Source organism: Alloacidobacterium dinghuense (assembly GCF_014274465.1).
GTDB classification, from domain to species: Bacteria; Acidobacteriota; Terriglobia; order Terriglobales; family Acidobacteriaceae; genus Alloacidobacterium; species Alloacidobacterium dinghuense.
Map to the genome: position 1 here is coordinate 5,745,782 of NZ_CP060394.1, position 14,136 is coordinate 5,759,917.

At 56.2% G+C, this 14,136-nt stretch carries 8 protein-coding genes; 1 reads left to right on the top strand and 7 read right to left on the bottom strand.

The annotated features are described in order from the left end of the window. Nucleotides 1-481 precede the first annotated feature (481 nt). The 7 genes from H7849_RS24155 to H7849_RS24185 form a co-directional block, all read right to left on the bottom strand. A complete protein-coding gene (locus H7849_RS24155) occupies nt 482-2,371 on the bottom strand; it encodes a chloride channel protein (protein ID WP_186743020.1) in 1,890 nt (629 codons plus the stop codon). After that, nucleotides 2,368-2,844: a MarR family winged helix-turn-helix transcriptional regulator gene (locus tag H7849_RS27680; RefSeq protein ID WP_186743021.1), complete on the bottom strand. Its 477-nt coding sequence runs from the start codon at nt 2,842-2,844 to the stop codon at nt 2,368-2,370. The genes H7849_RS24155 and H7849_RS27680 overlap by 4 nt, the downstream gene beginning before the upstream one ends. 325 nt (nt 2,845-3,169) lie before the next feature. Next, nucleotides 3,170-4,423, bottom strand: coding sequence for an MFS transporter (locus tag H7849_RS24165; protein WP_251106452.1), 1,254 nt, complete (start codon nt 4,421-4,423; stop codon nt 3,170-3,172). A 127-nt stretch (nt 4,424-4,550) separates the two neighbouring features. Beyond that, nucleotides 4,551-6,716: a molybdopterin oxidoreductase family protein gene (locus tag H7849_RS24170; RefSeq protein WP_186743022.1), complete on the bottom strand. Its 2,166-nt coding sequence runs from the start codon at nt 6,714-6,716 to the stop codon at nt 4,551-4,553. Then, nucleotides 6,713-8,290, bottom strand: a complete 1,578-nt coding sequence (locus H7849_RS24175) for a DmsC/YnfH family molybdoenzyme membrane anchor subunit (RefSeq protein WP_251106453.1) — start codon at nt 8,288-8,290, stop codon at nt 6,713-6,715. Before H7849_RS24175 ends, H7849_RS24170 begins: the two co-directional genes overlap by 4 nt. A gap of 38 nt (nt 8,291-8,328) precedes the next feature. Beyond that, the gene (locus tag H7849_RS24180; protein ID WP_186743023.1) at nt 8,329-10,152 is read right to left on the bottom strand and encodes a sulfite reductase subunit alpha; all 1,824 of its coding nucleotides are present in this window, start codon (nt 10,150-10,152) and stop codon (nt 8,329-8,331) included. Nucleotides 10,153-10,157: 5 nt separating this feature from the next. After that, nucleotides 10,158-11,936, bottom strand: a complete 1,779-nt coding sequence (locus H7849_RS24185) for a NirA family protein (RefSeq protein ID WP_186743024.1) — start codon at nt 11,934-11,936, stop codon at nt 10,158-10,160. A gap of 452 nt (nt 11,937-12,388) precedes the next feature. On the opposite strand from H7849_RS24185, the gene H7849_RS24190 reads away from it, so the two are divergent. Then, the gene (locus H7849_RS24190) at nt 12,389-14,074 is read left to right on the top strand and encodes a uroporphyrinogen-III synthase (RefSeq protein WP_186743025.1); all 1,686 of its coding nucleotides are present in this window, start codon (nt 12,389-12,391) and stop codon (nt 14,072-14,074) included. Nucleotides 14,075-14,136 lie beyond the last annotated feature (62 nt).

Here is a 14,136-nt window from a genome sequence, read left to right on the forward strand (position 1 = left end):
ACCGGAAGACATTCTGGCGCGGACCAGCGCCGCCCAACCGACAGATTCTAAAGAACCAGCAAGCGCCGAAGAGTGGCTATCAGTTTGCGTCATCCATTGCCGGGGAGAAACTGTGTGCTGCGCCATCAGAATTACGCGCCAGCAGGCTGACCGGTCGGGGGTCCGAAGATACTTTATGTTTGATCGTTGTCGCGCTAGGGTCGCGACCCGTCTCCATGCTCATCTTGATGAAAGCTGACAATGCTTCGCGATTGTTCCGAGTCAGCCATCAACCTTCAGCATGATCTTGGCTTATAGACGCCCTCAATTTCTAGCAGTAGTGGTAGTTGCGGCCTTGATCGATCCCACTGTAGGTAATTCGGTGGCGCAGGGTATCGGACACAGATTAGACGGTTGGGCTGACCGCGACTTGGATGTGGGGAGCATCGTTGCGCTCGCGCGCGCGATCCACAGTACATACCGGCAATAGACCATACATTCTTTACTCTCGTGGATCGTCGGAGGTCGATCCATTGCGAAAATCTGATCCCTCTGTCAGCGGGATCTTGCGTTCTTTCGCCTGGCGTCCGAAGGGCATGCGAATCCGCAGCACTCTTTCGCGGGCGCGCTCGTCTTCAAGGTTCCTGGTTCTGGCGTGCAGCAGATCGTTGAGTGCCACCATGCCGACGATCTTCCCGTCACCACGCGGGTCGAGGACAGGAAAGCGCGTGAAGCCCGACTCAGCCATTCGATTGACGACCGTGCGGAGAGGTTCGTCCGAGAAGGCCACCTGGGGATTCTTCGTCGCAATTTCGGAAAGCCTGACTCGGGCAGCCCGGTCCGGCATGCGTTGGTAGCGCTGGACCAACTGGTTCCGGGTCACCACACCTGCTAACTCATTGCCGGAACCGAGGACGGGGAAGAGATGCTGTCCCTTTGGATTTTCAGTGGAATGGATGAGCTGATACGCCTCTTCCAGCGTTCCATCACTTGGCAGAACAACAACATTCGTCCTCATGACCTCTCGCACAAAGAGGATTTCGAGCGGATCCAGTGCGTATTCACGACTCAAGTGGTAACCGCGACGCGAAATTTTCTCGGTGAGTATGGAGCGCTTGAGTGTGAGCACCGTGAATGAATGGGCGAGGAAGCATGCCACCAGAAGCGGCAGAAGCATGTTGAAGTCATGCGTCAACTCCAGGGCGAAGACAATGCCGGTAAAGGGAGAACGCATCGTCCCGCCAAGTATGGCGCCCATGCTGACAAGCGGCCAAAATCCGAGACCGAAGTGCGGAAGAAAGATACTCTCGACACCGCCCAGGGCAGCGCCCATCATCAATAACGGTGCGAGTACGCCGCCAGAGGTGCCGGAACCGAGAGAAATCATCCAGATGGCCGACTTCACCAGAAGGACTCCAGCAAAGAGCGTCAGTGGAGCGTTTCCCTCCAGCAGCGTCCTGATCGTGTCGTATCCAACGCCGAGTGCCTGCGGAAAAATGAGACCTCCGATACCTACGAACACGCCGCCAATAGCGGGCCACCACATCCAGTGAATAGGCACCTTCTGAAACAGATCTTCGGCAGCATAGACTCCGAGGGTCAGCAGGGCTGATAGCGCACCAGCGGCGAGGCCGGCGACGACGCAACCGGCGAGTCCGTAGAGTCCGATGAAGGCCGGGTGCGAAGGAACGGGAAAAAGCGGCCCGAGTCCCAACAGGTAGCGCCTAGCCACACAGGCGGTAGCACTCGCCAACGCAACAGGAATCGCACTGCGGGGCTTCCATTCGAATAAGAGCAGTTCTACGCCAATCAGTACCGAGGAGAGCGGCGCCGCAAATGTGGCCGCCATGCCAGCGCATGCGCCTGCCACCAGCAACGTGCGGCGTTCCACACTCGTGAGGTGAAAGAACTGGCCAATCATCGATCCGAAGGCCCCGCCCGTCATGATGATGGGACCTTCGGCGCCAAATGGCCCGCCTGTCCCGATGGAGATCGCTGCTGATAGCGGTTTAAGTATGGCCAACCGTGGGTGGACGCGGCTACCGTTCATCAAGATAGATTCGATGGCTTCCGGGATACCGTGTCCGCGGATACGCTCCGACCCATATCGCGCCATCAGTCCGACAATGAGCGAGCCGACGACGGGCACCGCAATCGCATAAACGCCGAGCCGGTTTCCTGTCGGTGAAACGAACGAGGTGTCGAACCGATGAAAGTAAGCGAGATTTGTAAAAAAGCCGATCAGCTTTAGCAGAAACCACGCGACAAACGTGCTGATGACGCCGATCGCGATCGCAAGCAGCGAAATGGGAATAACTCGTGCAGTAGTCGTGAAATCGCCGAGTTCTTCGAGGCTGGGCTTGCGCTGTTGCCCCGCGGAATGAGAGGTCATGCCGGTCTCCTGGAACCCCGGCCAGAATGGTGCACCACTGCCCAAAGAGATTTGGAAAGAGCAGGACCGGAAACTCGCAGTTCCTCGCGATGCAAGACTGAAAGTCGATGCAACAAGGTCTCGCCGTGCGCCGTAAGCTCCACCAACACTTCACGATGATCGTGGTCCCCAGGCCGACGTCTTATGGCGCCCTGGTCAACAAGACGATTTACAAGTTCTACAGTACTGTGATGGCGAATGCAGAGTTGCTGAGAAAGTGCGGTAACCGTGGGACGAGTGCCCTTGGGCAAGCCCTTGAGTGCCAGGAGAAGTTGATGCTGATGGGGTTCGATACCCTTGGAACGGGCCGCTTCCTCGCTAAAGCGCAGGAATTGCCGGATGCGATGCCGAAACTCAGCAAGCTGGCGAAAGCCTGCTTCTGAAAGGTCCGGCTCGAGTGCTTCCGCACGATGGTTATCCTCGCCGGGAACCATGGAGAAGACCTACTATCTAAAGCGTATCACTGCAACTTAGTTGTTTGCCGCCAACTTGTAATATTGTCTCCCCATCTGGGCCAGTCGGAAAATCACAGGAATAGTCTGTGCTACACGCAACTATCTAGGTCAAGCGTTGCGAAATCTCTAGGGTGCCGAATTCGACGACGTGAAGTACCGCCGCAATTGTGATCGCGCGGCAGCATGGTAATTCGGAATCACATGTTCATCATCAAGGCCATCGCTAGACGCCTACCGGTCGGCGAATATCTCTAACGCCGATGGTGAACCACCTGGAGATAATTAGACAATCGCCAACTGCACACTACTGATATGTGAGTGCGTTGGAAGCCGTTCTTTCTGAATCTTCAGTTGCGAGGGCACGGCCGCCTGCGCCAACCCAGGTGCACGTCCACCGTCTTGCAACCAGTCGCATCATGATGAGAACCAGAAGAGCCAAAGCGGTATAGACAGTAAAGCCGATCGCATAGGAGCCGGTCTGCTGTTTCGATTGCCCAAGCAAGTTAGGAAGAATGGAGCCACCGAGCGCGCCGATCTCTCCGATCATGCTTCCGGCTACAGCAGTGGTAGCAGGCCAGCGCAGTGGAACAAGCTGAAAGGTTGCGCCATTGCCCGCGCCTAGGGCGGCGAAACAAAGCATAAATAAGAGAGTTGTGATGACGAGTGTCGGTGATGTCATGAGCCCGCAGAGTCCTGCGATGGCAATGAGAAAGACGGCGGTGAGAGTTGCGATGCCGCCAAAACAATCGGCGAGCCAGCCGCCGAGAACACGGGTAACGCTGCCGGTAAGAGTGGCGAGCACCGTAAGGCTTCCTGCCTCGATCTTCGAGACGTGAAACTGCCTGAAGTAAAACGACGGCAGGAAAGTAGCAAGGCCTAGGAACCCTCCGAAGGTGATGATGTAGATGAAGTTGAAGGCCCAGCCATCTTTCTCCCAGAGACAGCTCAGATGTTCGGCGAGTTTCTGATGCTCCATGTCCGGCGGCTCCTGCGCGAGGAAGATCATCACGCATAGCGGCAGAAGCATGAAGAGGGCCGCGAATCCGTAGACATGTTGCCACCCAAAGTGCTGTGCGAGCCTTGGAGCAAGGAGCGCTGCAACGGCGGTCCCGCTGTTGCCTGCACCGGCGATGCCCATTGCGAGTCCTTTGTACTGCCTGGGGAACCAGCCCGCGCCGAGCGAGAGCGCCACACCGAAGCTCGCTCCGGCAATTCCGAGCAGGACGCCCATGGCAAGCACATCGTGATAGTTCTTCACGAAGAGAAAGCCATAGAGCAGTGCGATTATGATGGCGGACATTTCCACGATGGCCGCATTCTTTCTGCCGATATACTGGGCGAGCACGCCGAGTGGAAAGCGCATAAAGGCTCCGGCGAGCGTGGGGATGGAGACCATGAGGCCGGTCTGTCCCTGGGTGAGATGAAACTGCTCCGAGATGAACGGCCCCATTGCTCCGTTCAGAACCCAGACCGCAAAGCTGAAATCGAAATACAGAAATGCTGCAAATAGCGTTGGGATATGCCCCGATTGGCGAAATGCCTTATAGTTTGCCATCATTCGTCTCCAAGAAAGTATCTCGTGCTGCTGATATTCGAGGGCATAAACCTCGGGGTTCAGCTTTCCAGCGGCGGGGCCAGTGTATTCAGTTATTTATGAAACTCTGCCAAGCTCTTCGGCTGCTGATCTAATTCCGCGCGGAGCGTTCCACGCGTACGGCGCATTGCTTGAAATTTGGCTCACGCGAGATGGGATCATAGGCCCCAAGCGTGACCATGTTTGAGTTTGACTCGGCAAAGTGGAACGGCATAAAGACCTGGCCGGGGGCGACGATACCGGTGATTCGCAGCTCGACATTCTTAACGCTGCTGCGACGCGAGAAGACGGTCACGCGATCGTGCGGTCTTAATTGAAGCTGCGCCGCATCCGCGGGATTCATCTCCAGCCACGCGTTCGGCACCATATTATGCAGGAGGGCAACCTGCGCAGTCTTGGTGCGTGTATGCCAGTGCTCGACAGTGCGGCCTGTGTTCAAAATGAACGGGTACTCGTCATTGGGCTGCTCGATGAACGGCTCGCAGGGAACGGAATGAAGGCGCGCTTTGCCATCAGGGTGCTGGAAGATTCCGTCCTGATAGAGACGCGAGCCGCCCCACTGGACTCCGCCGCGTTCTTCGATCTCCTGCCATGAGAAATTGCTGTAGTCACAGAGCCGTCCGTGAGAGATACGCTGCCATTCCGTGTATGCGTCCTCGGGCATCGTCCAGCCCGGGTAGAGTTCGTCGCGCACGCCAAGCCGTCCTGCAAGATCCAGGAAGATATTGAAATCTGGACGCGCTTCACCGGGAGGTGCAACGATACGGTTGACTTTGCTGACGCGGCGTTCTGAGTTGGTGAAGGTGCCCTCCTTTTCCCCCCAGATGGCTGCAGGGAGAACGAGGTCAGCAAATTCGCTGGTTGGCGTGGGATGAAATCCATCCTGCACGACAAGAAAATCAAGGCTGCGCAAGGCCTGTTCGAGCACCGAATGATTGGGAAACGATACAACGGGATTCGTCGCGATGATCCAGAGCGCTTTGATTTTGCCGGAGACCGCGGCTTCGATGATGTCGGGGTACGCCAGGCCGCGCGCGGTCGGGATGCGATCAACGCTAATGTTCCATAGCTTTGCCAGATCTTCACGATCTTCAACTTTCTCGAATTTGCGATAGCCCGGCAGGCTGGAAGCGAAGCCGCTCTCTCGCGTGCCCATCGCATTGCATTGGCCGGTAATGGAAAAGGGCGAGGCTCCGACGCGGCCAATGTTTCCGGTAATGAGGGCGAGATTATTGATGGCCGCGACGGTGACCGCTCCTTGCGTGGAGTGATTCACTCCCATTGTCCAGCCAATGAAAGCGGCTCTGGCGCGTCCGTAAAGCAGCGCAGTGCGAATGAGGGTTTCTTCACTTAGGCCAGTGATTGCGGCAACGCGTTCAGGAGTGTATTCGGAGATGTATGCGGCGAACTCTTCGTAGCCTACGGTGTGTTGCGCGATGTAATTTTCGTCGATAAGTCTTTCGCGGATCAAGATGTGGGCGATGCCGTTCAGCAGGGCGATATCACTGCGCGGCTTGATGGGCAGATGCAGATCCGCCATCATCGCGGTCTTGGTCACGCGCGGGTCAACAACGATGAGGGTTCGCTTCTTGTTGCGATCGAGGCGCTGGCAAAGGATAGGATGATTGTCCGCAATGTTGGCGCCGATCAGCAAAATCACGTCGGCATGTTCGAGATCGGCATATGCGCCGGGAGGCCCATCGCTGCCGAAAGAAAGTTTGTAGCCACTTACGGCGCTTGCCATGCAGAGAGTTGTGTTTCCATCGTAGTTGCGTGTGCGGAAACCGAGCTGTACCAGCTTGCCCAGTGTGTAAAACTCTTCTGTCACAAGCTGTCCGGTGCTGATGACGCCCAGAGCATCGCTTCCATGTTTTTCCTGCAAAGCACCGATCTTCTCAATCATGGTGTCGAGCGCTTCGTCCCAGGAGACAGCTGTCAGCGCGCGATTCTTGCGCAGAAGCGGCGTCCTAGCTCTCCCTGGAGCGGTGAGGATGTAGTGTTCGCTTAATCCCTTGGGGCACAGCTTGCCGGCATTTACCGGATGCTCTGGGTTTCCGCGCACGGTGACGGCCTTGCGTCCTTTGACGCCGACGAGCATGCCGCAACCGACCGAGCAATAGCCGCAGGTGGTTTTTACCCACGTATCAGCGACGCGTGAAGCTGAGATGAGACCGACCTCCACGTCGTAGCCGTAGGAGTATTTGCCTCGGCGTATGTCGATGCCCAGGGCGCGGCGAATATGTGTGAGAGCTTTCACATCTCACCTCCTCGCACGAACGTCAATGCCATATTGAGCGGAACGACCGAGACAAAAAAGAGATAGCGCGCGAGCAATACGCCTCCGAAAGCTGCGCCACAAGCAAGGCCGTACTGGTTGTTGAAAGCGAAAACACTGGATACCGCGACGAGCGTGAGGGAGGTGATCAGAAGAGCGCGCAGTTTCGGCGTGCTAAGAAGCGAGGCTGTTGCACGCTTTTCAAAAAACTTTGTGCGATGAAGACGTAGCAGGCGAGTTCCCTGATTTGTCAGCCAAAAGGTGGCAGCGCATGCCGCAGGCCATGCAGAGAAGTCTGCAGCTGCGTGTGAAAGAGGAAATTGTTGCAGCAGAGAAAGTGTTGCCATCCAGGATGGGACTCTGCTCAGCAAAGGCGCACATGTGGAACCAACAACTGCTGCGCTCAATAGAAAATCGAGTGGCGTATGCGCCATATTCCACGAGGGCCGCGCGGGAACAAGATAGATGAAGGCGCTGGCGAGAACACCCGCGATACCAAGGATTGCAGCAACCCATGCGACTGCATCGAGCGCAGCCGGGGATACCGGAAGCACCTTAAACACTCGCAGCCATGAGACCGCTGTGATCGACGCGAGCGCTCCGAAGAAGAGGCCGAAGAGTAGCACTTCGCGGCTGAGCCACGAGCGCCGCCACATCTTAACCGCACGCCATGCGTAGGCAGGCCTTCCGAGGTGAAAGATAGAGATGTTGAGCGTGGAGGCTGTCGCGACGAGCAGCAGCGTGAGCACCAGAGCGCCGGCTGCGCGATTGGCGAGCGAAACGATAAGCGACCCTGCGACTGCCTGAATGAGCGTCGTCATGAAGACGAGCGATAGATGGGCGTGCTCAGGACGAATGCGGTCCATGTCGACGCGTTCGAGCACAGCCACCGAGCTTTCCGGAAGGGTGATGCGTGTCGTGGAGATTGTTTGCCTCGCTGCAGGCATGCCGGGTGATTCGGCCATGGAGTAATCAGCGCGCCACGCATCGACATTGACGATCTCGATCGAAATAGCGCCGTCTGGGCAGGCATTGACGCAAGCTGGCTCACGGCCATCGCTGAGCCTGCCATGACACATGTCGCACTTTCCTACGACACCGCGCTCCGGGTTGAATTGCGGCACGCTGTAGGGGCAGTTCCAGACGCAGTACTGGCAACCGATGCACGCGTCCGCGGAGTGCAGCACAATTCCCGTGAGTGGATCTTTTGTGTATGCGTTGACTGGGCAGCCCCGCAGGCAATCCGGATCGAGACAATGGTTGCAGCCCATTGAGAGGTAGTGGCGGCGGGTGTCAGGGTAGATGCCGCCTTCGATTTCCCCAATACGTCGCCAATGAAGGTCTGCTGGGTTGCCATTCTGCTCATTGCATGCGACCTCGCAGGAACGGCAGCCGATGCACTTCGTCATATCGAAGTGGAAGCGGTATTGTTCACCGCGCGCGAGCGGACGGTCCGGAATCAGCGCGGGGGCCGTCACTACCTCATCGAGTGGAGCGACGGTGACTCGCACGAGGCCATCGCCGACACCTATGCGCTCATGTAGCGGTAATGACACTCCAGGCTTCCTCTCAGTTCAGCAATTCAAATGTGTGATCAATAAACGTCACGGTGATAGCGATGTTCGTCCTTCAAGTTGCGGACGTATTCCTTAGCGCTTTCATGACTCATGCCACCCTGCTTCTCGATAATCGCGTGCAGCGTGGTGTCCACGTCTTTCGCCATGCGCGATGCGTCGCCGCAAACATAAATGCCTGCGCCATCCTGCAGCCATGCCCAGAACTGCGGGGCTTGTTCGAGCATTCTGTCCTGTACATAGACTTTGTGCTGCTGGTCTCGAGAGAATGCCGTGTCGAGACGTGTGAGGTGGCCGTCGGCAAGCATGCCTTCGAGCTCGTCGCGATAAAGATAATCGTTCGCCGAATTGCGCTCGCCAAAGAAGAGCCAGTTACGCCCTTTGGCCCCTATGACGCGACGCTCATGCAGAAATGCACGGAAGGGAGCGATGCCAGTACCAGGACCGATCATGATCACTGGTGTATCGGGGTTTTGGGGAAGGCGAAATTTCTTGTTTGGCTGAATATAGATCGGAACGCGTTCGCCCACGGGGACACGATCAGCAACCAATGTTGAACATACGCCGCCACGTTCGCGATTGAGCGAACGGTAGCGCACAACTGCGATGGTTGTATGAACTTCTCCCAGATGCGTCGAGGGGCTTGAAGAAATGGAGTAAAGCCTGGGCGTCAGCTTGGGCAGAATGGCGACAAGATCCGCCGCATCGTGAATGACGCCGGGGCACTCTTCAAGAAGATCGACGAGACCGCGCTCATAAACATACTTCTCCAGATGCTCTTGCTGCTCCGTGGCGAGCAGGCTCAGGAGGGTTTTGCACCGGCCGGTAGTGGCGTAGCGCTCGATCATCTTCCGGCTGAGTTTGGTAACGACGAGATGATGACGAAGTGCCACCTTGAGAGGAAGCGTCCCTGCTTTCGGAATCTCTACCGGCTCCTCGCCACTGAAATGAAGCGCGCGCAGAATGTCTTCGACCAACGCTGGATCATTATGCGGGATAATGCCGCAAGCATCTCCTGCATCGTACCTAATACCGGAGTCCGCAATTGACCATGTTAGGTGCAATGTCGACTTGCTCGATCCGTTCCGCGTAAGCGAGCGTTTTTCAACCAGCGTCGAAAAGAATGGATTGTCGCGTGAAGGGGATGCGGAGGCAGTTGGAGTCGGGGTGGCAGCTGGTGCTGTGACTTCAGCGGGAGCACGAGTCGAAGCTGAAGCTACCTGATCGAGATTCAGAGCAGGCACATTGCTCTCAGTCACAGGCGCTGCCGCGATAGCCTCGAAGCGCTTGAATAACTCTTGCCTCCAACGCGCAAAAGGCGCATCGATGTCGACATCGCACTCAACTCTCTCGCAGATGCGATTCGCGCCGAGCGTGGCGAGTTTGTTGTCGAGGTCGATGCCGAACTTGCAGAAAGTCTCGTAGTGCCTGTCGCCGAGTGCGAAGACTGCGTACTGGAGATTTTCATAGCGAGGGAAATGTTCGACGCAAACTTGCTCATAAAAAGGTTGCACTGCGTCGGGAGCGTCTCCCTGGCCGTAGGTGCTCACGATGAAGATCGCGTATCTCTCGTCGGCGAGAGCAGCAGATGTATAGGCTTCGAGCGAAATGGCGGAAGCGCTGTACCCCTTGAGCTTGAGCTCTTTTGTCAGCTTGCGCGCCAGGCCTTCTGCGGTTCCAGTCTGTGAAGCGTAGAAGACGGCAATCTTCAGCGGCTCGGCCTTTACGGCAACAGCAGGAGCAGGGGCGCTCGAGAAAACGCCGGCAAGGAAGCCGTTCAGCCATGCACGCTGTTCTTTTGAGAACGGGGCATCATTTGGTACAAATGGGACTATCTGCGGCATTCCTGCTAACTCACTTTCTCTTCGCAAAATGACTTAAGGGACGCGATGTCATGTCGGCGGCTGAAGGATAGAAATGACTCCTCGGGCGCACGGAGGCTCAAATAGGCGGTGAAGAGCCGCTCTATGACCGGAGTCAGATCGGTAAACTTGATGGCGGAGATCAATTCGCGGGCCAGCCCTTGATCCTTGTCTGAACCGCCGCCAATGACGACCTGATATCCTTCCTCGCCTTCTACTTTTGTGCCCAGCAAGCCTATGTCGCCGATGTAATGTTGTGCGCAGGAGTGTGGGCACCCTGTGACGTGCAGATTAACTGGCTGAACGATGGGGAAGCGCTCATCGAGCGTCATAGCCAGTTCAATGGCATGCTTCTTGGTATCAGTGGCGGAGTAGCGGCAACCTTTGTTGCCTGTGCAGGCAACAGTGCCGGACGTGACTGTACCGGGAGTGATTTTCAGCCCGACGGCAAGAAGCGATTCTGTGGCTGCTTCGAGGTTTTGCGTAGGCACGTTGGGAATGATGAGGTTCTGCCAGACGGTAAGACGCATTTCGCCTGTACCAAAACGCTCGGCTATGTCGGCAAGCGCGATCATTTGGCTCACTGGCAGACGGCCAACGGGTACGGCCACTCCAATGTAGTGCAGACCTGGCTGCCGCTGCGGATGGATGCCTATGTGTCCGGAGCGGTTTATCGGCTTGCGCGGCTCGCATTTTTCCGCGGAGAAGTGGAGCAGAGGAAACGCAAGCCGCTTTTCTGTTTCTTCCACAAACTTTGCGATGCCCCAGCGATCTATGAGATATTTCAGGCGCGCTTTCTTGCGGTCGGTGCGATCTCCATTCTCGGAGAAGACGCGAGTCATCGCGGCGGCCACTGCGACAGTCTGGCTCGGGTCGAGCAGAAGGCCGCAGTCTGCGGCGAACTGCCCGTGTCCGGTAATGCCGCGGAGCAGCACGCGAAAATAAACGCCCCCGGGGATGTCGTGTTCTTCGCCAACCCTCACGGGAACAAAGCCGATGTCGTTCGTGTCGGCAAGCGTACTGATCGAGCCGCCGTTGTCGAATGCGATGTTGAATTTGCGCGGGAGGCCGTACAGATCGCATGAATTGAGGATGTAGTAGTGCATCCCCTCTGCGAGCGGTGTTACGTCATAGAGTTCCTCGGGATCGATTCCGGTAATCGGCGATGCAGTGATGTTGCGGATGTTGTCCGCGCCTGCGCCGCGCGAGGTCATGCCGATAAAGTCGAGCTTTGTAAGAACGCGAACGATGTCTTTTGGCTGAAGCTCACGAATTTGCAGATTGCCGCGTGTCGTAATATCGGCGCGGCCCGATCCCCAGTCGGACGCCATCTGCGCAAGGCCGCGCATCTGGTGCGCCGTGAGAATGCACCCGGGCACGCGCAGCCTGAGCATGAACGAATCCTGCGCCGGAGCAACATAAAAGAGTCCATGAAATTTGAATCGGAAAATGTCTTCGGCAACGGGCGCGCGGTTTTCATTTGCGTGCGCGAGGAGTTTGTCCCAGATAGCAAGCGGGTTCTCTTCGCGCTTCCAGCGCTCTTCCTTGCACAAATCAGAGATCGGCGTTCCGAAGTATGTCTCCTCAGGTAGTTGCGCGGCCTGATTCGCAACTCCAGATACAGGGTCACTGGTAATCAATCCGGATGTGGTATCGCCAGCGAAAGGAACGCTGCCGCGCTGCGCGATACCAGCAAAGAATCCCTGCAGGTAGTGCTTCTGCTCCTCCGTGAAATCCACCGCGTTTGTGAATAGTTCTGCTGCCATGACAGAAGATCCTTCGTATGTCGTTGCTTCGCTCGCGAAATTGCGATTGTTGCGTGCAGATGCGTGACTGCGATCAAACACCGCAGACTGCGGCGGATGCAAAGCTCTTCGCGGAGCGTGACGATTGTTAGGAGTTTTCTGCCATGACACGGCGTGGTGTCATGATTGCTGGCTGCGAGGTCCGCTTCCAGTTGAAGCGATAGTACCTTGGATCGACTCACTATCGCAACGTGGAAATGCGTTATGAGCGCAATTTTTCGCTTGCAGACAGGGATTGTTTATCGCATGTATAAACAAAATCAATTGCGACACTCCACCGATTATTTCGTGCAAAGATATTAATTGAAAGCCCAAACAGGCGGCGCAGACAGCTGTAGTGCGTGTTTCGCGACATGCAAATATCTTGCGAGAGAGTCGCGCTCCAAAAGCAAAGCCCGTTATGGAGGATTGCGATGGCGCACGCAAGTTTTAATGGTTTGCGGGTCCTGTCGCTTGAGTCTCGCCGCGCGATCGAGGTTGCCAAACTAATTCGCACATACGACGGTGAGCCGCTGATAGTATCTGCCATGCGCGAGGTGCCGGCTTCGTCTCATAAGCAGGTCTTCGAGTTTGCGAACGGCCTTATGCACTCGGACTTTGACCTGGTTGTTTTTCTTACCGGCGTGGGCGTGCGCACGCTGTTGAACGTCGTCGAAACGAAATACGATCGTGAAGCGTTTCTCACTGCACTGCGCTCGGTTAAGGTAGCATGCCGTGGTCCGAAGCCATCGAGTGTCTTGAGAGAGCTGAATGTGCCAATCGTCGTTTCTGCGCCTGAGCCGTGTACCTGGCGCGAGATGTTGTCATGTCTTGATACTGAATTTGGCGACTCGTTAGGCCAATTCCGCGTAGCGGTGCAGGAATACGGCGCTTCTAATCCTGAGCTGCTCTCTGCTCTCACAGAAAGAAGCAAGGAAGTCATAAAAGTCCCTGTATATCAGTGGGCGCTACCCGATGATCTGCAGCCACTGCGTGAATGCGTGCTCGGGATTGCAAATGGAAGTGTCGATGTCGTGCTGTTTATGACGGCTGTCCAGGTGATTCACCTCTTCCAGGTAGCCGAGCAGATGAATTATGTCAACGAGCTACGTCAGGGACTTGAGGCTGTTGCTGTGCTCTCAATCGGACCAACGACCACAGAAGAGTTGCGACACTATGGCGTTACGCCTGATTTCGAGCCCTCACGCCCTAAGATGGGCTTCCTGGTAAATGAGGCAGCGCAATATGCAGGCCGCTTGCTGGATGAGAAGCGCAGCAAAATGCTGAACCTCGGTCCGCGCGGGGGCGTAGCGGCGGCCACAACAGCGCGCGATGTTGAAGAGCAACCTGCGCCAGTTAAACGTGTAGCGCCATCCACGCCGGCCATGGCGGGCTTTCGCGACGGTCTTGCAGCCTTCGACTTTCTCCATGAAATCAGTAGCCGCTTTGCTTCCGCGGATTCTTTTCACGTTGTCCTGAACCGTATCGTCGACTTTGTCTCAACTCTCATTCCTTGCGATTCATGTTTTATCTATGTTCTGGAACAGGACAAGTTACTGCTACGCGCCTCCAAAAATCCGCATGCGGATGTGGTCGATCATCTGGGAGTAAAGATCGGCCAGGGCATCACCGGCTGGGTGGCACAGCACCGTGAACCCGTTGCTATTGCTTCCAACGCAGCGAACGACCCGCGTTTCCAGGTGTTCCGCAACCTGCCCGAGGATCATTTTGAGGCGATTCTCTGTGTTCCGATACTCTGTGCGAGCAAAATTGTCGGTGTTATCACGCTGCAACATCGCAAGCCTTATGATCACAAGCAGCAAGAGGTCAGGCTGCTTTCCATGATTGGCTTTCTCGTTGGAGCAGAAATAGAGCGCGCACGGCTTGAAGATAAGAATGTGGAGCTTTCTGACCGGCTTGAAACCCGCATCGCTGTAGACAGAGCGAAAGGCATTTTGCAACGCGATCTTGCGATTGATGAGAGCGAAGCATACCGCATGATGCAAAGAGAAAGCCGGCAACGCCGCAAATCAATGCGTGAAATCGCGGAAGCCGTCCTGCTCAGCGATGAGCTTAAGACCGTGCGCGGGACCATTGAACAAAAGCAGCATAAGGGTTAGAAAACAGTGGCATCTATCCCCCCTAAAATTCATTAGATCCAACAAAGAAACCCGCACTGACG

What these genes read in the sequence shown, in the direction of transcription:
- H7849_RS24155 (WP_186743020.1), bottom strand. Translation starts at nt 2,371, where the DNA reads ATGACCTCTCATTCCGCGGGGCAACAGCGCAAGCCCAGCCTCGAAGAA.
- H7849_RS27680 (WP_186743021.1), bottom strand. Translation starts at nt 2,844, where the DNA reads ATGGTTCCCGGCGAGGATAACCATCGTGCGGAAGCACTCGAGCCGGAC.
- H7849_RS24165 (WP_251106452.1), bottom strand. Translation starts at nt 4,423, where the DNA reads ATGATGGCAAACTATAAGGCATTTCGCCAATCGGGGCATATCCCAACG.
- H7849_RS24180 (WP_186743023.1), bottom strand. Translation starts at nt 10,152, where the DNA reads ATGCCGCAGATAGTCCCATTTGTACCAAATGATGCCCCGTTCTCAAAA.
- H7849_RS24185 (WP_186743024.1), bottom strand. Translation starts at nt 11,936, where the DNA reads ATGGCAGCAGAACTATTCACAAACGCGGTGGATTTCACGGAGGAGCAG.
- H7849_RS24190 (WP_186743025.1), top strand. Translation starts at nt 12,389, where the DNA reads ATGGCGCACGCAAGTTTTAATGGTTTGCGGGTCCTGTCGCTTGAGTCT.